General features: G+C 73.5%; 22 protein-coding genes. 7 read left to right on the plus strand and 15 right to left on the minus strand.

The annotated features are described in order from the left end of the window. Positions 1-89: 89 nt before the first annotated feature. Both JOD65_RS15605 and JOD65_RS15610 read left to right on the plus strand, forming a co-directional pair. Complete coding sequence (locus JOD65_RS15605; RefSeq protein WP_191195828.1) at positions 90-833, plus strand: phosphoadenylyl-sulfate reductase; 744 nt, start codon at positions 90-92, stop codon at positions 831-833. 172 nt (positions 834-1,005) lie between these two features. Then, positions 1,006-1,749 (plus strand): sirohydrochlorin chelatase, encoded by a 744-nt coding sequence (locus tag JOD65_RS15610; RefSeq protein ID WP_191195829.1) that lies wholly within the window; start codon positions 1,006-1,008, stop codon positions 1,747-1,749. 163 nt (positions 1,750-1,912) lie between these two features. Here JOD65_RS15610 and JOD65_RS15615 read toward each other — a convergent pair whose 3' ends face one another. Further along, entirely contained in the window at positions 1,913-2,608 is a 696-nt protein-coding gene (locus tag JOD65_RS15615; protein WP_191195830.1) for a DNA alkylation repair protein, read from the minus strand. Between the two features lie 44 nt (positions 2,609-2,652). Further along, positions 2,653-3,759 (minus strand): class I SAM-dependent methyltransferase, encoded by a 1,107-nt coding sequence (locus JOD65_RS15620; protein WP_191195831.1) that lies wholly within the window; start codon positions 3,757-3,759, stop codon positions 2,653-2,655. Positions 3,760-3,873: 114 nt separating this feature from the next. Between JOD65_RS15620 and JOD65_RS15625 the strand changes: the two genes are divergently transcribed. Continuing rightward, positions 3,874-5,997 (plus strand): alpha/beta fold hydrolase, encoded by a 2,124-nt coding sequence (locus tag JOD65_RS15625; RefSeq protein ID WP_307821210.1) that lies wholly within the window; start codon positions 3,874-3,876, stop codon positions 5,995-5,997. On the opposite strand, the gene JOD65_RS15630 is transcribed toward JOD65_RS15625, so the two are convergent. From JOD65_RS15630 to JOD65_RS15690, 13 genes are all read right to left on the minus strand, one after another. After that, positions 5,934-9,140: an ATP-binding protein gene (locus JOD65_RS15630; RefSeq protein ID WP_191195833.1), complete on the minus strand. Its 3,207-nt coding sequence runs from the start codon at positions 9,138-9,140 to the stop codon at positions 5,934-5,936. The genes JOD65_RS15625 and JOD65_RS15630 overlap by 64 nt on opposite strands. Before the next feature lie 68 nt (positions 9,141-9,208). Continuing rightward, positions 9,209-9,595 (minus strand): DUF3037 domain-containing protein, encoded by a 387-nt coding sequence (locus JOD65_RS15635; protein WP_191195834.1) that lies wholly within the window; start codon positions 9,593-9,595, stop codon positions 9,209-9,211. Further along, positions 9,592-10,371, minus strand: a complete 780-nt coding sequence (locus JOD65_RS15640) for a HipA family kinase (protein WP_307821211.1) — start codon at positions 10,369-10,371, stop codon at positions 9,592-9,594. The genes JOD65_RS15635 and JOD65_RS15640 overlap by 4 nt, the downstream gene beginning before the upstream one ends. Then, positions 10,368-11,219, minus strand: a complete 852-nt coding sequence (locus tag JOD65_RS15645) for a PPK2 family polyphosphate kinase (protein WP_191195835.1) — start codon at positions 11,217-11,219, stop codon at positions 10,368-10,370. Before JOD65_RS15645 ends, JOD65_RS15640 begins: the two co-directional genes overlap by 4 nt. A 7-nt stretch (positions 11,220-11,226) precedes the next feature. Next, positions 11,227-11,961, minus strand: a complete 735-nt coding sequence (locus tag JOD65_RS15650) for a GNAT family N-acetyltransferase (RefSeq protein ID WP_191195836.1) — start codon at positions 11,959-11,961, stop codon at positions 11,227-11,229. Positions 11,962-11,977: 16 nt separating this feature from the next. Beyond that, a complete protein-coding gene (locus JOD65_RS15655; RefSeq protein ID WP_172260692.1) occupies positions 11,978-12,469 on the minus strand; it encodes a phosphoribosyltransferase in 492 nt (163 codons plus the stop codon). A 139-nt stretch (positions 12,470-12,608) separates the two neighbouring features. Continuing rightward, positions 12,609-13,340 (minus strand): regulatory protein RecX, encoded by a 732-nt coding sequence (locus JOD65_RS15660; protein ID WP_191195837.1) that lies wholly within the window; start codon positions 13,338-13,340, stop codon positions 12,609-12,611. A gap of 105 nt (positions 13,341-13,445) precedes the next feature. Then, positions 13,446-14,498: a recombinase RecA gene (gene recA / locus JOD65_RS15665; RefSeq protein WP_191195838.1), complete on the minus strand. Its 1,053-nt coding sequence runs from the start codon at positions 14,496-14,498 to the stop codon at positions 13,446-13,448. Positions 14,499-14,722: 224 nt separating this feature from the next. Further along, a complete protein-coding gene (locus tag JOD65_RS15670) occupies positions 14,723-15,979 on the minus strand; it encodes an MFS transporter (RefSeq protein ID WP_191195839.1) in 1,257 nt (418 codons plus the stop codon). Further along, complete coding sequence (locus tag JOD65_RS15675; RefSeq protein ID WP_191195840.1) at positions 15,976-16,170, minus strand: DUF3046 domain-containing protein; 195 nt, start codon at positions 16,168-16,170, stop codon at positions 15,976-15,978. The genes JOD65_RS15670 and JOD65_RS15675 overlap by 4 nt, the downstream gene beginning before the upstream one ends. After that, complete coding sequence (locus JOD65_RS15680) at positions 16,167-16,787, minus strand: class I SAM-dependent methyltransferase (protein WP_191195841.1); 621 nt, start codon at positions 16,785-16,787, stop codon at positions 16,167-16,169. Before JOD65_RS15680 ends, JOD65_RS15675 begins: the two co-directional genes overlap by 4 nt. Beyond that, on the minus strand, positions 16,784-17,308 hold the full coding sequence (locus tag JOD65_RS15685) for a DinB family protein (protein ID WP_204811226.1): 525 nt from the start codon (positions 17,306-17,308) through the stop codon (positions 16,784-16,786). The genes JOD65_RS15680 and JOD65_RS15685 overlap by 4 nt, the downstream gene beginning before the upstream one ends. A gap of 102 nt (positions 17,309-17,410) precedes the next feature. Further along, positions 17,411-17,923 carry a superoxide dismutase family protein gene (locus JOD65_RS15690; RefSeq protein WP_191195843.1) on the minus strand — a complete coding sequence of 171 codons (513 nt, stop codon included), beginning with the start codon at positions 17,921-17,923 and terminating at the stop codon, positions 17,411-17,413. A 145-nt stretch (positions 17,924-18,068) separates the two neighbouring features. Between JOD65_RS15690 and JOD65_RS15695 the strand changes: the two genes are divergently transcribed. From JOD65_RS15695 to JOD65_RS15710, 4 genes are read left to right on the plus strand one after another with little or no spacing between them, the layout of a single operon-like run. Beyond that, positions 18,069-18,635 carry an RNA polymerase sigma factor gene (locus JOD65_RS15695; RefSeq protein WP_191195844.1) on the plus strand — a complete coding sequence of 189 codons (567 nt, stop codon included), beginning with the start codon at positions 18,069-18,071 and terminating at the stop codon, positions 18,633-18,635. Further along, complete coding sequence (locus JOD65_RS15700) at positions 18,632-19,438, plus strand: zf-HC2 domain-containing protein (protein WP_191195845.1); 807 nt, start codon at positions 18,632-18,634, stop codon at positions 19,436-19,438. Before JOD65_RS15695 ends, JOD65_RS15700 begins: the two co-directional genes overlap by 4 nt. Then, the gene (locus JOD65_RS15705; protein ID WP_191195846.1) at positions 19,435-20,313 is read left to right on the plus strand and encodes an ABC transporter ATP-binding protein; all 879 of its coding nucleotides are present in this window, start codon (positions 19,435-19,437) and stop codon (positions 20,311-20,313) included. Before JOD65_RS15700 ends, JOD65_RS15705 begins: the two co-directional genes overlap by 4 nt. Next, positions 20,310-20,858 carry a hypothetical protein gene (locus JOD65_RS15710; protein ID WP_191195847.1) on the plus strand — a complete coding sequence of 183 codons (549 nt, stop codon included), beginning with the start codon at positions 20,310-20,312 and terminating at the stop codon, positions 20,856-20,858. The genes JOD65_RS15705 and JOD65_RS15710 overlap by 4 nt, the downstream gene beginning before the upstream one ends. The last annotated feature ends 7 nt before the right edge of the window (positions 20,859-20,865 follow it).

Raw genomic sequence — 20,865 nt, forward strand, 5'->3', positions numbered from 1 at the left:
TGCCGCTCGTGCCTGCGCAGCTTCACGGTGCAGATGACGGGGATGATCCCCCACCCCGGTACGGACCCCGCCCTCGAGGGAGGCGCACCATGAGCCTCTCCACCCGCGCCGCCCGCGACTTCAAGGGCACGCACACCGAGGGCCGTGCGCCCGAGGAGCTCCGCGAGCTGGTCTCCCACGTCGGCGCCGAGCTCGAGCTGGCGCCGGCCGAGGTGATCATCGAGTGGGCCGTCGCGACGTTCGGCGACCGGTTCGCGATCACGTCCTCGATGGGCGACGCCGTTCTCGCCCACCTCGCCTCGAAGGTCGCGCCCGGCATCGACGTCGTGTTCCTCGACACCGGCTACCACTTCGTCGAGACCATCGGCACCCGCGACGCCGTCGAAGCGACCCTCCCGGTCAACCTGCGGACCGTGAGCACCTCGCTCACCGTCGCCGAGCAGGACGAGCAGTACGGCAAGGACCTCTACAAGACCGACCCCGACCTCTGCTGCGCCCTGCGCAAGGTCAAGCCGCTCGCCGACACGCTGGCGGAGTACGACGCCTGGGCCACCGGCCTGCGCCGCGCCGAGACCCACAACCGGGTCATCGCGCCGGTCGTCGGCTGGGACGCCCGCAAGGGCAAGGTCAAGGTCTCGCCGCTGGCCCGGTGGAGCGACGAGCAGGTCGACCAGTACGTCCTCGACCACGGCGTGCTGGTGAACCCCCTCGTCCACGACGGCTACCCGAGCATCGGCTGCTGGCCCTGCACGCGCCGCGTCGCCCCCGGCGACGACCCGCGCAGCGGCCGCTGGGCCGGCACGTCCAAGACGGAGTGCGGGATCCACGCATGAGATCACCCCACGACGTTCTTCTCCTCCGCTCCGCTCCCCCGAACAACGCCGCGGGGACCCCGGAGTCGAGACCAACCCACGACTTCACCCACCGGGGCGACAACGCCGTCGCCCCGCAGCAGCACCCCCACCTGAAGCACCACCGCACCACACACGAACGGAGGCACCTCTGATGGCTGCTCCTGCTCTGGTTGCCCTGGCCCACGGAAGCCGGGACCCGCGTTCGGCCGCGACGATCAAGGCGCTCGTCGCCGAGGTCAAGGCGATGCGCCCCGACCTCAAGATCGAGACGGCCTTCCTCGACCTCTCCAAGCCGAGCTTCGACACGGTCGTCGACCGCCTGGTGAAGGCCGGTCACGAGGAGATCGTCGTCGTCCCGCTGCTGCTGACGGAGGCCTACCACGCGAAGGTCGACGTGCCGGAGGCCATCGCCGCCGCCATGGCCCGCCACGAGGGCGTCCGCATCCAGGCCAGCCGGATCCTCGGCATGGAGGCGGCCTTCCTCGAGGTGCTCGACGTCCGCCTGCGCGAGGCGCTGAAGGCCGCCCGAGTGCGCGAGCTCGACGCGCTGGTGCTCGCTGCCGCCGGTTCGTCCGACCCGCTGGCCAACCAGGCGGTCGCCCGCATCGCCCGCACGTGGGGCGCGCGGCACCGGCTGCCCGTCACCGCGGCCTTCGCCTCGGCCGCTCCCCCGGCCGCCGGCGAGGCGGTGCGAGCCTTCCGCGCCGAGGGCAAGCGCCACATCGCCGTGGCGTCGTTCTTCCTCGCGCCCGGCCGGCTGCCCGACCGGGCCACCGAGCTGGCCGTCGAGGCCGGTGCGGTGGCGGTCTCCGACCCGCTCGGGGCGCACCCCGCGGTCGCCCGCGCGATCCTCGCCCGCTACGCCGTGGGTGCGGTCGAGCTCGTCCCGGTCTAATGAGGCGAGCAGCGGCACGCGAGGAACGAGCGCGGCGCGTGGGCTCGGCCAGATCGAGCAAGCGACGTGACTGAGGCACGAAAGTCGGCACGAGCGCGTCGACATCGATCAGCTCCGCCGACGTCATGGCCGCCGGTCGTCCCGGCGACCGGCGGCCATGACGTCATGCGAGGTGCTTGAGCGCCTCCCGCCGTGACAGCCCGCTGAGCCGGTCGTCGTAGGTCGTGACGAAGGACCGGACACAGCCCGGGTCGGTGCGTGCGTGCTGCCGCAGCGCCCAGCCGAGCGCCTTGCGCACGAAGAACTCGCGGCCGTACGTCGTGTCGTCGAGGTTGGCGACCAGCACCCGCTCCAGCAGGTCGGCGTCGGTCTGCTCGCGGTGACGCAGCTGCGCCAGCATCGCCGTACGCCGGACCCACAGGCTGTCGGGGTCCACCGACCACCGCTCGATGACCGGCGTGGCGACCGCGCGGTGGTCGAGGAGGACCTGCCCGACAGGGTGGGCGGCGATCTCGTCGACGACGTCCCACCACGCGCCGGTGCGCACGAGCTGCTCGAGCAACGGCAACAGGTCGGGGTCGAGCCACGCCCGGTAGGCCCGGTGCCGAAGCAGGGCGATCGCGGCGTACCACTCCTCGCGGTGCTCGGCGTCCTCCCACAGCTCGAGCACCGCCGCCTCCCACTGCGCCCGGTCGACGAAGCGGTGCTCGACCAGAAGGGGCCGCAGCACCGCCTTGAGCGCCGGGGCGCCGAGGCCGACGTAGGGCAGCTCGGACTTCATGTAGGCCTGCTGCTGGGCAGCCCTGGCCGGGTCCCCCGCCCCGGCCAGGGCCGCCCGCACCGCCCCCACGTAGGTCATGGCCCGATCTTGGCAGCCACCTGCGACAACGGGATCCGACAGCGTCAGGGGCGCGCCTCGTAGACGTGGTTGAAGGGCGTCTCGGCCACCTTGCGGAACCGGGTGAAACCGGCGTCCGTGACCACCTGCCGGATCGCCGACCCTCCGGCCTGCGCCCCCAGCGCGTAGCCGCCCGACTGCGACATGGCGTTGGGCACGCACAGGAACGTGGAGAAGCCGTAGAACACCCGGCCCACGGGGTTGAGGTTGTCGGCCACGGTGTCGCCGGCGGCGGGCTCGACGATCATCCACGTGCCGTCGGCGGCCAGGGAGCCGCGCACGTGCTGGGCCGCGCCGACCGGGTCGCCCATGTCGTGCAAGCAGTCGAACGTCGTGACGAGGTCGAGGTCGCGCTCGTCCAGGGCCTGCGCCCCGGCCACGTCGAATCGCACCCGGTCGGCCACGCCGGCCTCGTCCGCCCGCTGCCGGGCAGCCTCGATGGACCCGCGGTGGTAGTCGGAGCCGACGAACGTGCTGGCGGGGAACGCCTGCGCCATCAGCACGGTCGACGCGCCGTGGCCGCACCCGAGGTCCGCGACCCGCGCACCGCGCTCGAGGCGCGCGCCGATCCCGTCGAGGGCTGGGATCCACTCCGGGAGAAGGTGCATCAGGTAGCCGGGGCGGAAGAACCGCTCGCAGCCGGTGAACACGTCGTGGTCGTGCTCGTGCCAGCCGTAGCCGGCGCCGGTCCGGAAGGCATGCTCGATCTCCGGGAGGGCCTTGAGCGCGCCCAGAGCGAGCTCGAAGGCACCTGGCAGGAAGACCGGGCCCGCCGGGTCGGTGAGGGCGAACGCCTTCTCCGGGGTCATCGAGTAGGTGCCGGACGCGGGGTCGTGCTCGACGTACCCGCCGGCCGCCTGGCCGCGCAGCCACTCGTCCACGTAGCGCGGGTCGGTGCCGGTCCTGGTCGCGAGCTCGCGGGCGTCCGCGGGCCCGGCTGCGAGGCCGCGGTAGAGGCCGAGCCGCTCGCCGAGCAGCACGTTGCCCGCGCCCATCGTGGCTCCGAGGTCGCCGACGAAGCTGCCGACGAACTGCATCAGCACCTCCATGTCGATCGCCGGCTGGGCCTCGTGCTCGGTGGCCCGGTCGGTCGTCTGGTCGGTGGTGGTCATGTGGGTCTCCCTCGTGAAGGGCATCCGGGTGGATGCTGTGGGAGGACGGTGCGCTGCAGCGCTTGCGGGATGGTTGCAACGCCACTGCAACCGCGACGGCGGAGGGTGGGACGCGTGAGAGCACGGGAGCCTGACGAGCAGGGGCACGTCGAGCGCGGCGGCGTGCGGATCGGGTACGAGACCTTCGGGTTCGACGGGCCGGATGCCGCCACCCGCCCGACGGTGGTGTTCGTCCCGATCGACACGATCGTGCACAGCCGGGCGTGGAAGGGGCAGGTGCCCTACCTGGCGCAGCACTACCGCGTCGTCACGATCGACCCGCGCGGGAACGGCCGCACGGACCGGCCGACGTACTCCTCGGCCTACGACGACCTCGAGTTCGTGGCCGACACGGTCGCGGTGATGGACCACCTCCAGCTCGAGAGGGCCACGCTCGTCGGGATCTGCCTCAGCGCCTGGCACGCGATCCTCGTCGCCCACCTGCACCCCGGGCGGGTCGACGGCATCGTCGCGGTCGCGCCGTGGGTCAAGGACAGCACCCCGCCGCACCGCTGGCGACTGGAGGCACAGGAGGGCTTCGAGGAGGAGCGGGAGTCCTACGAGGGCTGGGCGCTGACCAACCGGCACGTGTGGCGCGACAACTGGGCGGCGTTCCCTCGGTTCTTCTTCGACCAGATGCTCCCCGAGCCGCACTCCACCAAGCAGCTCGAGGACGTCGTGGGGTTCGCCTGCGAGACCACGGGCGAGACCATGCTCACCGCCGAGGACGGCGCCTACTTCCCCGAGACCGTCGAGGAGGGGGAACAGATCATGTCCGGCCTCACCGCGCCGGTCCTGGTGGTCCGCGGCACCGACGACCGGTGCCAGCCTCCCGGACGCGCGGACACCCTGGTCCGGCTCACCGGCGGCGAGCAGCTGGTGATCGAGGGAGCCGGCCACCTGCCGATGGCGCGCCACCCGGTCGCCGTGAGCCGGGCGATCAGGCGCTTCGTGGACCGGGTCCACGGGTTCCCGGCACCGCCCCGCCCTCGTCGTCGTCGCCGTCCTCGCGTCCTCTACCTCTCCTCCCCCATCGGCCTGGGCCACGTGCGGCGCGACCTGGCCGTCGCCGACGCGATGCGCCAGCAGGACCCGGACCTCGAGGTCGAGTGGCTGACCCAGTCGCCGGTCGCGGCGTTCCTCGAGCAGCGCGGCGAGGTCGTGCACCCGGCCTCCCGGCTGCTCGCGAGCGAGTCCGGCCACTTCGAGGCGGAGTCGGGCGAGCACGACCTCCACGCCTTCGACGCCGTACGCCGCATGGACGAGGTGCTGGTCAACAACTTCATGGTCTTCGACGACCTCGTCGAACGTGAGGCCTACGACTTGTGGATCGGCGACGAGGCCTGGGACCTCGACCACTTCCTGCACGAGCACCCCGACCTCAAGCGCGCACCGTTCGTCTGGATGACCGACTTCGTCGGGTGGGTGCCGATGCCGGAGGGCGGGGAGCGGGAGGCCCTGCTGACGGCGGACTACAACGCCGAGATGGTCGAGCACGTCGCCCGCACCCCGTCACTGCGCGACCGGTCGGTCTTCGTGGGCGACCCCGGCGACGTGGTCGACCTGCCGCTCGGACCGGGGCTGCCGACGGCGCGGTCGTGGACCGAGGAGCACTTCGACTTCGCCGGCTACGTCATGGGCGACCGGCCGGACCCCGCGCGCCGGGGGGAGCTGCGCGAGCGGTTCGGCTGGACCGACGACGACGTCGTCTGCGTGGTCTCGGTCGGAGGCTCCGGCGTCGGGCACCACCTGCTCAGGCGAGTGGCGGCGGCGTACGCCCCTGCGAGGCAGCGGGTGCCCGGGCTGCGCATGGTCGTCGTGGCCGGGCCGCGGATCGACCCGGGTGCCCTCGACCTGCCGGACGGGGTCGAGGTGCACGGGTTCGTGCCCGACCTCGACCTGCACCACGCGGCCTGCGACATCGCCGTGGTGCAGGGCGGGCTGAGCACCACGATGGAGCTCACCGCCGCACGTCGGCCGTTCCTCTACGTGCCACTCGGGCGCCACTTCGAGCAGCAGGTCCACGTGCGACACCGGCTCGACCGGCACCGCGCCGGCCGCCCCCTCGCCTACGCCGAGGCCGACCCCGACCGCATCGCCGAGGAGCTGGCGGCCTGCCTGGCGCAGCCCGTGGACTACCTGCCGGTGCCCTCCGACGGGGCCGCGCGCGCCGCCCGGCTGGCGCTGGAGGCGCTCTGACCCGGCTCCCGCTCGCCATGGTCCGACTCCTCGACCAGCCCGCGTACCGCGGGCCATGCCCCGGCCGTCGCCGTCCTCAGGGGCGCGAGGAGCCGGGCGGCCTCGTCGCCGTCTCCACGGGCGGCCGCGGATCCCGCCAGCATCACGTAGGCGTCCGCGCCGAGCACCCAGGCGCGGCCGGGAGGGCAGTCCACGCGGGACAGCGCGTCCGACGCGGCGGCCGCGTGCTCACCAGTGACGGTCGCGAGCGCGGCGGCACAGAGCAGCCGCCCCGGTCGCGCCGTGCCACTGCGTGCAGCCAGGCCGGCGCGGGCCACAGCCGTCGCCTCGTCCGTCTCCCCCGTGCGGACCAGCGTCGCGGCGAGCAGCCCCGCGGCCCAGGAGTGCCACCACGGGTGGTCGACGGCCGACGTGTCCTCCACTGCCCGACGGCCGAGGCGAGCCGCGTCGTCGAGGTCTCCGGACAGGCGCGCCAGCCATCCGTCGTACGCCCGGATGTAGCCCGCGTAGGCCGGGAAGCCGCTGCGACGGTTCAGGTCGAGCGCCTGCGCCACGCGGTCGCGCGCCTCGCCCCACCGGTCGTACGCCGCCGGGACGAAGGCGGACTCGAAGACCACCCACTGGAGCAGCCAGGCGTCGCGGCGCGCCCGCACGAGCGGCTCCATCTCGACGACCACCTCATCGAGGGCCTCCGCGTCCCCGAGGTACCACGCCACGGTCTTCGCCCCGTCCAGCGCCAGCACCAAGGCGTCCTCCGAGCCCGCGGCGCGCGCTCGGGCCAGGACCTGCTCGGCGCGCCGGGCGGCGTCGGCCAGCCGCAGCCGGCTGGCCTCCAGCACGGTGAGCCGGGTGGCGAAGTCGGCCTCCGCCCTCCGGTCCCCGAGCGCGGCGGCGAGCCGGACTCCGTCCTCGAGCGGGCCGAGCAGCTCGTCCGCGGCGAGCTGCGCGCCGACCGCTGCGTCGCCCCCGCGGGCGCGCAGCGCGGCGAGCTCGAGCCGGCGCTCCCCGTCGCGGCGCGCCCATGCGAGCGCCGCGTCGATGTCCTGGATCGCAGCCTGCCACCGCGTGGCCGCCTCGTGGACCCGGCCCCGGACCAGCAGCGCCCGCGCCCGGGTCTCCCCGGCGAGGTCGGGGACGGCGAGGCAGCGCTCGACCAGGGTCCGCGCGTCCTCCACCGCCGCCCGGCGCAGTGCCTCCTCGGCCGCGACCAGCCAGCCGCGCGCCGCCCGCGCGTCGTCGCCGACCGCGTGCGCGTGCGTCGCCATCACCTCGGGACGGTCGCTGGTCAGGTCGGCGGCGCGGCGGTGGTAGGCCGTGGCGACGGCCGGTGGCAGCGCGGCGTACACGCACTCCTGGAAGAGGTCGTTCGCGAACTCGTAGACCGCACCGCTCCGGACGAAGAGCCCGCCCCGCGCGAGCTCCTCCCCGTGGCGGGTGGCGCTCATCTCCGTCAGCTCGGTGAGGGCCGCCAGCAGTCGCGGGTCGAGCCGCCGCCTCAGCACGGCGCCGGCCTCGACCACCGAGCGCGCCTCGGCGCCCAGCCGGTCGACGCGGGTGAGCACCGCGGCCGACAGCGAGGCCGGCACCCCGGTGTCACCGTCAGCGAGCGCCCGCAGGCACTCCACGACGCTGAGCGTGTGGCCGGCCGTGCGGTCCATCACCTGGTCGCTCAGCGGTGACAGGCCGGCTGCTGCGGCGAGGGACTCGACGGACGCGGTGTCGAGCGGTCCGAGCGGGACGCGGCGCACCCGGTCACCGAGGCGCTCGGCGACGGCGACGGCCTCGCTCCGGACGGCGCCGACCAGCAGGACGCGCGACCCGTCGAGGCGTCGGGAGAGGTAGCCGAGCAGGTCGAGCGTCGCGGCACCGGCGTCCTGCAGGTCGTCGATGACGAGGACGAGCGGCCGTTCGGCAGCGAGCCGGCGCAGTGCGGCGAGCACGGCGTCGTACGTCGCCCGGCGCTGGAGGTCGCGGTCCGCCGGCGGCGCCGGCACCTCACCGAGGACCGTGCCGAGGTCCGGAACCAACGTCACCCACGCGCCCTCGTGGTCGCGCAGCACGGCGACGAGCGCGTCACGCCCGAGCACGGCGAGGCCGGGGCGCAGGGCGTCGACGAACGGCTGGACGAACAGGGAGCGCTCCGCGGGGTGGCACCGCCCGCGCAGCACCTGGCCACCGGTGGCGGAGCACCACTCGGCCGCGGCGTCGAGGAGGCGGGTCTTGCCGATGCCGCCCTCCCCCACGACCAGCACGAGGTCCACGTCGTCGCCGGCCACGGCCGAGCGCCACGTGTCGCGGAGGGCGGCGAGCTGGCCGTCGCGGCCCACGAGCGCGTCCCTCGGGGCGGCCGACGGCGCGCGCGGCGGACGTCCGTCCGTCCGGGTCGGCCCGGGGTGGCGCAGGAGGGCGAGGTGCAGGTCGGTCGATGCGCGGTCCGGCTCGGTGCCGAGGTCGTCGCGCAGCGTCCCCGCGAGCCGGTCGTACGCCGCCAGCGCCGCGGCGACCTGTCCGTCTGCCGCGAAGGCCCGCATGAGGTCGCGCACCGCCCGCTCGTCGTAGGGGTCCGGCGCCACCCCGGCAGAGGCCACCGGGACCGCTCGCGCCGGGTCGACCTCGAGGAGCGCGGCCACGCGCTGGTGCCGCGCGTCGCGACGCAGCGCGTCGGCCTCGCGGCGCACCTCGAGGACCCAGTCGTCGTCGTCCTCGTCCGGCAGCGCAGGGCCGGAGCCGAGCAGGGCCTGGGCTGCGGCGGCCGCGGTCTCGGCCAGGGCAGGCTCGCCGGCAGCCGCTCGGCCGGCGGCCTGCACACACCACTGGCGCGCCTCCTCCAGGTCGAGGGACCACGTGCCGCCCAGTCCGTATGCGCCGGGCCAGCCCACGACGAGGCCGGTGCCGACCGCACGCCGCAGGCGGCTGACCAGCGTGGCCACGTTGGCCGCGGGATCCCTGGGCGGCTCGTCGTGCCACAGCGCCTCGACGATGCGGTCGGTGGACACGGCTGCCCCGCGCGTGGAGGCGAGCAGGGCGAGCAGCGTGCGCGCCTTGCGACTGCCCAAGGCGTTGCCCGTGAGCGCGCCTGCTGTCGCGTCCACTGCCAGGGTGGACGACAGGCGCAGCCGGACGACGCCGTCGTGCGTGCTCACGGAGCCGAGTATCCGCCCCGACGTCCGGTCCGGACAGGGCGCCGCCCGGAGGACGCGCGGCCCTCGGCTCAGCTCACGAGCCGCTCGCGGAGGTGCTCGAGCTGACGTGCCGGGTCGCCGGTCAGCCCGCCGTGCACGGGGCCGGGCTGGAGCACGGTGCTGCGCGGGGCCTTGAGGAAGCCGAACCGCTGTCCCAGCGACTGCCGCGATGCCTCGCCCCCGCGGTCGTCGCCGCGGCACACCCAGTCGGTGAACGTGAGGGCGTCGCACACCTGGTCGACGTCGATGTACGGGTGAAGGGCGCGGAGACGGTCAGCGTCCACCGACCACGTCACGTCGAGGAAGTCGGCGGCCTGGCAGTGCAGCACCACGCCGACGTTGACGAACTCCTCGCGCTCGGGTCGCGGCACGCAGCGGAGCACGACGTACTGGTAGGCGAGCCGGCTGGCGGTCATCGCGACTCTCCCTCGGGAAGCCACTGACGGGTGCCGAGGCGGGCGACGAGGAAGTCGACGTACGCCGTGCGCAGCGCGTCCGGCGTCTCTGCACCCGGGACCGGCTCGAGCCACACGTCCGGCACCTGGGCCAGCACCTCCACGAAGACGTCGCGGCCCAACCGGGCAGCGATCTCCTCGTCGAGCTGTCGCGCGCGGTGCGTGCACTCCTCGAAGACGTGGCCGCCGACGTCCCACGCCTGCGCCGCGAACTTCGCCGGGTCGGTGATGCCCGACCGCCAGCCGTGGTGGAAGTAGAGCGCCGCGCCGTGGTCGATGACCCAGAGGTCGCCGTGCCAGAGCAGCAGGTTGGGGTTGCGCCAGGAGCGGTCGACGTTGGCGGTGAACGCGTCGAGCCACAGCACGCGCGCGCCCTCGTCGTCGGCAGCGCTCACCTGTCCGTCGACGCCGAACGAGCCGGGCAGGAAGTCGATGCCGAGGTTGGGACCGACGCTCGCGTTGAGCAGGTCCTGCACCTCCTCGTCGGCCTCGTAGCGGGCGAGCTCGGGGTCGAGGTCGAGGACGACGAGGCGCGGGGTGCGCAGTCCGAGGCGGGTGGCGAGGGCGCTGACGATCACCTCGGCGACGAGGACCTTGGCGCCCTGCCCGGCGCCGCGGAACTTGCACACGTAGGTGCCGAGGTCATCGCCCTCCACCACTCCGGGCAGGCTGCCGCCCTCGCGCAAGGGGGTGACGTAGCGGGTGACGGTGACGCTGGGGAGGCCGGTTCGGATCACTGGACCGGCGTCTCCTCGGCCAGGCGCTCGGTCTCGGCGGCCACGTCGAAGTCGGCAGCCGGCCACTGCAGGTCGAGGCCCCGGAGGGTGTCGAGCAGGAGCTGGCCGACGGCGAGGTTGCGGAACCACTTCTTGTCGGACGGGACCACGTGCCACGGCGCAGTGTCGGTGCTGGTGCGCTCGAGAGCGATCTCGTAGGCGTCGCGGTAGGCGGGCCACAGCGAGCGCTCGTCGAGGTCACCGGGGTTGTACTTCCAGTGCTTCTCGGGGTTGCCCAGCCGCTCGGCGAGCCGGGCCTTCTGCTCGTCGGCACTGATGTGGAGCATGCACTTGATGATCGAGAACCCCTCGGCAGCGAGCCGGCCTTCGAAGTCGTTGATCGCGTCGTAGCGCCGCTCGAGCTCGTCGGCGTCGGCGAAGTTCCGGACCCGGGCGATCAGGACGTCCTCGTAGTGCGAGCGGTCGAACACCCCGATGTAGCCGGCTTGTGGCAGGCCCTTCTCGATGCGCCAGAGGAAGTCGTGCTGCTTCTCCTCCTCGGTGGGCGCCTTGAAGCTGGTGATCCGGACGCCCTGGGGGTCGACGAGGCCGATCGTGTGGCGGAGCACCCCGCCCTTGCCGCTCGTGTCCATCCCCTGGAGCACCAGCAGGACGCGCCGCTCGGACCCGACGGTCCGCTCGGCCCAGAGCCGCTCCTGCAGATCGGCGAGCTCAGCACCCATCCCGGCGAGGGCGGCCTTGCCTTCGGTCTTGCCGCCGTCGAAGCCGGGCGCGGCGTCGGTCTCGATCGCGGTCAGGTCCACCGGTCCCGCGGGCAGGCGCAGGTGGGCGGCGATGTGGTCCGTCATGGGCACATCATGGCGCACGGCGTGGCGCTGCTGGGCCGAGGACGCGGCGCACGTCGAGGGTGCAGCCGACGACCGTCGAGGTGGTGCCGTCGCGCTGCGGCTCGTCGAACCAGGTGCCCCGGCCGAACCCGGCCTTGTCGAGGATCCGCAGCGATGCCGCGTTGGCGTGGTCGGGCGCGGCGAAGTAGGACGTGGCGTCGGGGAAGCGTCGGTGCGCGTCCCGCATCCATGCCCACAGCAGACGGGCGCCCAGGCCGCGTCCCACCCAGCCGGGCTCCCCGATGGCGTAGTCGACGCCGATGGCGTCCGGATCGGGCGTGAGGAGGGCGAACCCGGGGTAGTCGCGGATCCGGTAGTCCTGGACGAAGCCAACGGACCGGCCGTTGACCTCCACCACCCACATGCGTGTCGGCGTGCTGCCGTCGACGCGAGGTCCGTACGCCGCCGTCACGCGGTCCGTGGTGGGCTCCCCGTCGTTGTGCCACCACCGTCGGACGTGCGGTGCCTGCAACCAGCGGGTCAGTGCCGGGAGGTCGCTGCGCGTCATCGCCCGCAGGTAGACAGCCCGGTCGGTCTCGACGTCGAATCGCAGGATGTCGCCCGAGAGGTCGTGGGCGACGGGCTCGCCGTCGACCGGTGCGGAGATGCGGGCCGCGGCCGTTGCCCACGGCTCCCCCGGCAGCAGGGTGCCGGCCAGCTCCCCGTCTCCGTGGCGTACGACGACGGGGCGGGTCGCCGTCACGTCGCTCCCGGGCACGTCAGTGCGCGAGGGCGTCCGGGTCGACGACGGGTGGCAGCACCGACCACGGGAAGTCGATCCACCGCTCGGTGCTCCGCCAGGAGTAGTCGGGCTTGATGACCGACTGGGGCTTCTCGTAGATCACCACCGTGCGGGCCTCGGCGACGTGGCCCTCGCAGAACGCGTGGACGAGCTCGAGGGTGCGACCGGTGTCGGCGACGTCGTCGGCGACGAGCACCTTGAGGCCGGACAGGTCGACGGCCGCCGGCGTCGGCGGCAGCATGATCGGGACGTCGAGGCGCTGGTCGACGCCGGTGTAGAACTCGACGTTGACCACCGAGATGTTCTTGACCGCGAGGGCGTAGCCCAACCCCATGCCGAGGGCGAGCCCGCCGCGGGCGATCGCCAGGATCATGTCGGGGCGGAACCCGGAGTCGGCCACCTCCTGCGCCAGCTCGCGGGTGGCGGTGCCGAAGAGGTCGTAGGTGAGGACCTCGCGCTCGCTGCTCACGGGACCATCCCACCAGAGCCCGGCGCTCACCGGAAGACCGGGCCCGCCCGACGGTATCGACCTCGACCGTCATACCGACCCGGACCCATGGGTGCGAGTCCGCATGACGCAGGCACGCGGCACCCGATCGGCCCCGGTCTCAGAAGTCGGGGTGCGGCTCGTCGTCCTCCGCCTCGCCGAGCGCCTCACGGACGACCGAGAACGCGAGGCCGGCCGCGTAGCCCTTGCGGGCCAGCAGCCCGGCCAGGCGGCGGGTGGCCACCTGGCGGTCGAGGCCGCGCATGGAGCGCAGCTTCTTGTCGACGAGCGCGCGGGCGGCCGCACGCTGGTCGGCCTCGTCGATCTGCTCCAGCGCGGTCTTCGAGTCCTCGTCGTCGATGCCCTTGCGGCGCAGCTCCTGGGCCAGGGCTCGGGGGGCCAGCCCCCGGCTGCGGTGCCGGCTCTCGACCCACTGCCGGGCGTAGGCGGCGTCGTCGATCAGGCCGACCTCGGTGAAGCGGTCGAGCAGCTCGCCGGCGAGCTCGTCGGGCACGCCTCGCTTGGCCAGCTTGTCGGCCAGCTCCTTGCGAGAACGTGCCTGACCGGTGAGGGTGTCGAGCAGGATCTTGCGGGCGACGGCCTCGGGGTCAGCCTCGAGCTCCGCCGCCGCGGCTTCCTCCCGGGCGAGCCTGGCTGCCTCGCGCTCCTCCCAGGTGCGGGTCGCCTTCCGACCACCCTTGCGGCCCTCACGGCGACCGGCGCCCGCGCGCCCGCCGCGGGGACGGGCCGGACGTGGCTCGACCGGCGTGGATGGGGTGTCCCCCACCCACGCCTCCACTCCGAGCCCGACGTCACCGACCCAGTCGGGTGCGGGACGATTCTCTTCGTTCATCGACCGGTCTCGACACGCATCATCGACCTCGCAGGCTCGCTCGATCGCTTGCTCGACCTGACCGCACCCACGCCGCCCTCTCGTTCCTCGAGGGCGGCTGTGCGATCAGAAGTCATTGACCCCGATGGGCTCGTCGGTCAGGTCGTCGCCGGGCTTGTCCACCGCGGGAGTCACGCCCAGCTTCTCGAGGATGAGCTTCTCGATCTCGTTGGCGAGGTCGGGGTTGTCGCGCAGGAAGTTGCGCGAGTTCTCCTTGCCCTGGCCGAGCTGGTCGCCCTCGTAGGTGTACCAGGCGCCGGCCTTGCGGATCAGGCCCGCCTCGACGCCCACGTCGATGAGACCGCCCTCGCGGCTGATGCCCTTGCCGTACATGATGTCGAACTCGGCCTGCTTGAACGGCGGGGCCACCTTGTTCTTCACGACCTTGACGCGGGTGCGGTTGCCGACCATGTCGGTGCCGTCCTTCAGCGTCTCGATGCGACGCACGTCGAGGCGCACCGAGGAGTAGAACTTCAGGGCGCGACCACCGGTCGTGGTCTCCGGCGAGCCGAACATCACGCCGATCTTCTCGCGCAGCTGGTTGATGAAGATCGCGGTGGTGCCCGAGTTGTTGAGGGCACCGGTCATCTTGCGCAGCGCCTGGCTCATCAGTCGGGCCTGGAGGCCGACGTGGCTGTCGCCCATCTCGCCCTCGATCTCGGCCCGGGGCACGAGCGCGGCCACCGAGTCGATGACGATCAGCGACAGGGCACCGGAGCGGATCAGCATGTCGGCGATCTCGAGCGCCTGCTCACCCGAGTCGGGCTGCGAGACCAGCAGCGCGTCGGTGTCGACGCCGAGGTTCTTCGCGTAGTCGGGGTCGAGCGCGTGCTCGGCGTCGATGAAGGCGACGATGCCGCCGGCTGCCTGGGCGCTGGCCACCGCGTGGAGGGCGACCGTCGTCTTTCCGGAGGACTCCGGACCGTAGATCTCCACGACACGACCGCGCGGCAAGCCGCCCAGCCCGAGGGCCACGTCGAGGGCGATCGACCCCGTGGGGATCACCTCGAGCGGCGCACGCGTCTCGTCGCCCAGTCGCATGACCGAGCCCTTGCCGAACTGCTTCTCCACCTGTGCGAGCGCGGCGTCGAGGGCCTTCTCGCGGTCTGCACCAGCCATAGCTGTGTCCTGTCTTGTCGTCGTGTCGTGTCGTGAGAGGTACGTCTGCGACGCTAGGGCGAGCCACCGACAGTCCCTGATCAGAACGGTCGAACGCTGTGGACAACCTCGCCCCTCGTCGTACCTGTGGATGCACAGTAGCCCGAACAGGTGTTCGACGAGCGCTTCGACACCGGCGTGTCGACGCCGAACCTGCCCCGGGTGCGAGGAACGGCCGGTGCGGCTCAGGAGTGACGGCGGGTAACGGCGCCGGCGACCACGACCGCACCCGCCAGCAGCGCGGCGAACGTCGCCAGCGCGGGGTAGCCCAGCTCGCCGACGATGACCCCGGCGAGGGCTCCTCCCCCGGCGGCGGTGAGCGCCATCGCCATGTCGGAGGTGCCCTGCACGTCGGTGCGCGCCTCGATGGGCGTGCGGTCGGCGATGACCGTCGACGCGGCGACCGTCGCGCAGGACCAGCCGAGGCCGAGGAGGAACAGCCCCGCGAAGATCTGCCACGAGGTGCCCTGCGGGGACAGGCCGCACAGCGCGAGCGACACCAGCAGCACCACTCCCCCGGTGACCAGGACGGCCGACCGGCCGAAGCGGTCGGCGGCCCAGCCGACGAGCGGCGAGAAGGCGAACATGCCGAGCACGTGGATCGAGATGACGAACCCGATGACCTCGAGGTGCGCGCCGCCGTGCTCCATGTGGAGCGGCGTCATGATCATCACGGTCACCATCGCCGCGTGGGTGCAGGCCATCGCCACCACTGCGGCCCCGACGGCCGGCACGTCGCGCACCACCGCGGCGAAGCGGCTCCACGACCGGCCCCGCGGCTCGGGACCTGCGCTCGGCACGACCCCGGCCGTCTCCTGGGCGAGGAGCAACGGGTCGGGCCGCAGCCGCCACCACACCCACCCGGCCGCGACGACCAGGACGACGGCGCCGATGGCGAAGCCACCGGTCAGCTCGGGCACGCCCATGGAGCGGGCGACGCTCGCTCCGACGCCGGTGAGGTTGGGGCCGGCGACGGCTCCGACGGTGGTCGCCCACACGACGACCGACAGGGCACGGGCGCGGTGCTCCTCGGTCGCCAGGTCGGTCGCGGCGTAGCGCGACCCGTTGTTGACCGCCGTGGTGGCTCCCAGCATGAGCGCTCCGAGGAGCAGCACCGCCATGGAGTCGACGACGCCGGCGACGACGGCCAGGACCGCACCGGTCGCCCCGATGAGGTAGCCCGCGACCAGGCCGACACGTCGCCCGCGGCGTCGCATGACGCGCGCGAGCCCGTAGGCGGCGGCCGCCGTGCCGAGGACCTGGAAGGTCTGCGCGAGGCCGGCCATCGTCTCGCTGCCGGAGATGTCGCGGGCGAGGAGCGAGGCGGTCGCGACACCGATGGTGACGCCGACCGCGCCGACCGCCTGGGAGACGACGAGGGTGCGGACCGTACGACGCTGGACGTCGGCGACGGTGAGGCCTCCCGCGAGCCGGGTGGTCACCGCTGACTGTCCGGGAGCTCGAGCTGGCGATGCACGGCGGCCCACACCTGCTTGGGCGGCACACCCGCGTCGAGCGCCTCCTGGGTCGTGCGGCCGTCGAGGTCGCGCACGACGGTGAGCTCGGCCCAGGTGCGGGAGTAGGCCCGCCCGAGGGTCTCGTCGAGCCGCGCCCAGAACTCCGTGTGCCTCATGGCGACACCCCATCACGGACCGCCCACAGCTCGAGCCAGGTCTCCCCCCGGTCGCCCCCGAGCCCCTGCCGGACGACGACGTCGCCCCAGCCCGCGCGGCGGACGACGGCCTCGACGGCGGCGGCCTGCCAGTAGGTGAAGTGCCGCGGGCCGTTGATCGTCCCGTGGGTGGACCAGCCCTCGCCGTCGCCCTCCTTGAGCGACATGCACAGCAGGCCACCGGTCCGGGTGACCGCCGCCAGGTGCCCCAGCACGGTGGCCAGGTCGTCCCGCGCGACGTGCAGCAGCGACGCGTTCGCCCACACGGCGTCGTACGGCCCGTCGAGCGAGGACAGGTCGTCGACGAGGGGGTCGAGGTGGTCGCACGTGTGGCCCTGCTCGCGCAGCAGCGCGACGAAGGCGGGCGTGACGTCGGTGCGCCGCACGGCGAGGCCGAGCTGCTCCATCAGCAGCGCGTCACGACCGCCACCCGACCCGATCTCGATCACGCGTGCGCCCGGGCCGAGCCGGTCGGCAAGCTGCTCCAGGGCGGCGCGGACCGAGTCCGGCACGGCCGCGGTGCGGGCGACGTACGCCGCTGCGTCGCGGTCGTAGGACCGGACGGTCTCGCTGGTCACGCCGGCGCCGCCACGTCGTGGAGGTGGTGGACGACGTCGTGCAGGTGGTAGCGGCCCAGGGTCTCGACGGTGAACTCGTCACCGTTGGAGCGGAGCCCCCGGCGACCGCGCGTGGCATCGGTGACGGAGGCGTAGAGCATCGCCACTGCGCGGGCGGCCTCGACCAGCTCGGCCGCGACCGCCGTGGGGTCCTGGCTGCCGTAGGCGCGCTCGACCGCGGTTACGTCCTGGTCCCAGTTGGCGAACGTCGGGACGTCCTCGGTGAGCATCAGCCGCACGCGCTCGGCGAAGAGCACGTGCACGTCACGGACGTGGCAGCCGTACTCCAGCGCCGACCAGACCTCGGGTCGCGGGCGGTCGGTCGCGTCGCCGCGACCCAGCACCTGCGACCACGACGACGCCGTCACCGCGAGGAGGTCGGGCAGGTCCGACACGTCGTGCGCGGCGGCCTCGAAGCCGCACTCGGGGCACGGCCGCTCGAGCACCCAGGTCCAGTCCTTCGTGTCGGGCGTGATGCTCATGGCCGTCATCCAACCAGTCCCGGCGGCGGTGACAACGTGTGGAACGGTCATCCGTCGCGCACTTCCCGCCGACCTGCCGGCCGTCGCCGCGATCGACGGCCGTCAGCCTCCGAACTCGACGGTGGTGCAGGCCAACCGGGCACCGGCAGCCCCCGTGGTCGGGTTGGTGGGCAGCGCGTGGATCACCACCGATCCCGCGGTGCCCGGCACGAACGCCCACGGCACCGTGGTCGTGGCGACGCCTCGCCCTTGTTCGTCCGAGGTGACGTCGAGCCAGACTTCCCGGTCGGCGAGCGGGACCGTCGCGTCGGTCGAGTGCTGGTAGTGACCACCGGACGCGAGCGGGTCCGTGCCGCAGCCACGCGTGTGCACGTGCGCCCCGAACGTCTGTCCGGCCGGCAGCCCGGTCACCATGAGCCGGACGCGGGTGATCCCGTCGCTGGACCAGGCGTGCACCTGGGTCTTGACCTGGTCGTACGCCGTGTCGTGCACGACCGTGGGCCCGTGCCCGTGGTCCACCAGCACCCCCGCGGCCACCGCGGTGGTGGGCACTGCGGCAAGGACGACTGCTGCCGCCACTCCCGTCCTGATCTTCGACATCTGGTTCCCCTTCATGACTGAGCTCCTCCGGCGGACCGATCGGGCCGCCACCTAGAGGTGTCCGCGCGGTCGGTGTTCGGTTCACGCCTGGTCTGGACCGGTGCAAGACGTGGCGGCGTGGGCGAACCGATCATGTGCGTCGGTGCAACTAGGAGACGTGATGGGAGTGGACGACACCGGCTGGGACGCCCGAGAGGGCGTCGACGACCGGTCCGACGCGGAGCTGCTGGCCGCCGTGGCAGACGCCGATCGTGGTGCGCTGCACGAGCTCTTCGTGCGCCACGAGCCCTGGGTCGCCATCCGGCTGTCGCGGCGGTGTGCCGATCCGGCGATCGTCGACACCGCGATCCAGGACACCTTCCTCGCCGTCTGGCGCAAGCCGTCCGCCTGGCGGGGCGACGGCGAGGTCGCTGCCTGGTTGTGGGGCATCGCCGTGCGGTCCATGCTCCACCAGCTGCGGCCGCGGGCCAGCGTGGTCGAGCGCTTGCGCTCCCTGCGCGGGTCCTCGATCGCGTCGGCGGAGGAGGAGGTGCTCGCCCGCGTCGAGCACAGCGACGTGGGGGTCGCCTTCGCACGCCTCTCCCCTGACCTCCAGGCGGTCGTCCAGGCGACCGTCCTCGACGGCCTCACCACGCGTGAGGCCGCCGCGCTGCTCGGCATCCCGAGCGGCACCGTCAAGAGCCGGATGAGCCGCGCTCGCACCGAGCTGAGGGAGGCCCTGCTGTGACGCAGACCTGGCATGCCGACGAGGAGGCGCTGCGCGCGTGGGCCGACGGCTCCGCGGCGCCCGTCCCCGCCGCCTCGCTCGAGGCCCACCTGCTCCGCTGCGACGAGTGCCGTCGTCGCATGGCCACGCTGGCGCCGTCCACCTCCGGCAGCGACGTCGTACGACGTTGGGACGCGTTGGCCGACCGGATCGACCGGCCGCGCTCCAACCCGTTGCTGCGCCTCGGCCTGGCCACCCCCGGGCTGCGCGCAGCCTGGCTCACCTCGATCCTGCTGCTGCTCACCCTGCCGGTCGTCGTGTCCGTCGTCGGCCTCCGCCTGCCCGTGTTCATGGCGCTGGCGCCTGTCGCCCCGCTGGCGGCGGTGGCCCTCACCTACGGACGCCACGCCGAGCCGGCCGGCGAGCTCGCCCTCGCCGCGCCGACGGCCGGTCTGCGCGTGGTGGCGGCGCGGGCCGTGCTGGTGGCCCTCTCGGCCGTGCCCATCGGCGTCGGCGTGGCCCTGCTGCTCGGGCTTCCCACACCAGTGGCCTTCGGCTGGCTGCTGCCCGGCGCCGCCCTGGCCTCGCTGGTGGCGCTGGCCGGCACGACCCGGCTGGATCCCACGGTCGTCGCCGCATCCCTGGGCTCGCTCTGGGCCGTGGCCGTCTCGTGGCCCGCCGCCTCGCGCAGGCTGCCCGCCGACGTCGTCACCAGCCTGGTCGCGTCGGCGCCCATCCAGCTCACCGCCCTGGTGGTCGCGCTCGCGGCGATCGCCCTCACCATCGCCCGTCGCGACACCGTCGCCTACCGGAGGACCACATGAGCACCACCGACACTGCCACTCACACGCCCACGGGCACGCTGCTGAGCGCGGCCAGTATCACCAAGGCGTTCGGCTCCCAGACCGCCGTCGACCGGGTCGACCTGACCCTCGGGCGCGGCATCGTGGGGGTGCTCGGCCCCAACGGCGCCGGCAAGACGACGCTGCTGCGCATCCTGGCGACCGTGCTCGCTCCCGACCGCGGCACCCTGTCCCTGCTGGGCCTCGACCCGGCCCACCCGACATCTCGCACCGAGGTGCGACGCCGCCTCGGCTACCTCCCGCAGTCGCCCCGGCTCTACGGCGGGTTCACGCCGCTCGAGATGGTCGACTACGTCGCCATCCTCAAGGAGCACACGGACGCGGCCCGGCGACGGCGGGAAGCAGCCGAGATGCTCGAGGCCGTCGGCCTCGGTGACGCGATGCACAAGCGCATCCGCACGCTGTCGGGCGGCATGCAGCAGCGGGTGGCACTGGCGTCCGCGCTCGTCGGTGCGCCGGACCTCCTCGTCCTCGACGAGCCGGCCACCGGGCTCGACCCGGAGCAGCGCATCGCGCTGCGCTCTGTCCTCGCCGAGACCTCGCACCGCGGCTGCGTCGTGCTGTCGACGCACAACACCGCCGAGGTCGCGGCCCTGTGCCAGCAGGTCCTCGTCATGGACCGCGGCAGGATCTGCTGGTCCGGCACGCCTGCCGAGCTGGCGGGCGAGGCCGAGGGCCGGGTCTGGGAGTCCGACGTCGAGGAGCCGACCGCGCTGCGCTCGTGGCTGACCGGCCCCGGCGCGCGCCGCCACGTCGGCACCCCGCCGGTGGGCGCCTCACCGGCCGTCCCCACCGTCGACGACGGATACCTGCTCGTGACGAGGCTGACCCGGTGAACACCGCGCTCGCCCAGGCCGCCCTGCCCACCGCGCGCGCCATCCGCTGGGCGCCAGCGGTCTGCCTCGCGGGTGTGCTCGTCGCTGCGACGGTGCTTGCCCGGTCCGCCGGCCGACCGGCGGACGTCCTCCTCGCGATCGCCGCCGCCGGCCTCGCGGCGACCGTCGTGTCCGGCCTGCACGACCCCGCCGCTGCGATGCTCTCGGCGGTGCCGGTGTCGGTCATGCAGCGTCGGGTCCTGCGGCTCGCCCTGCTCGGGCTGCCGGCCCTCGCGGTGTGGTTCCTGCTCGACTCGCTGACGACCGCGCAGCTGTCCGGGCCGGGTCCCCTGCTTGCCGCGACGGCGTGCGGTGTGGCCGTCGCCGTGTGGGCGCCGCCGCGCCGGGCCGTGGTGCTGGGGGCATCCACACCGGTCGCCCTGTTCGCCCTCCACCAGTTCCTGCCGGGTGGGACCGCCTCGGACGTCGTCGGCTGGTGGCTGACGGAGCCGTGGTGGGTGCTCGCGGCCGCGACCCTCCTCTGCATCGCGGGGTGGCGGCGATGAGCACGAC

This window comes from Nocardioides cavernae (assembly GCF_016907475.1).
Classification (GTDB): domain Bacteria; phylum Actinomycetota; class Actinomycetes; order Propionibacteriales; family Nocardioidaceae; genus Nocardioides; species Nocardioides cavernae.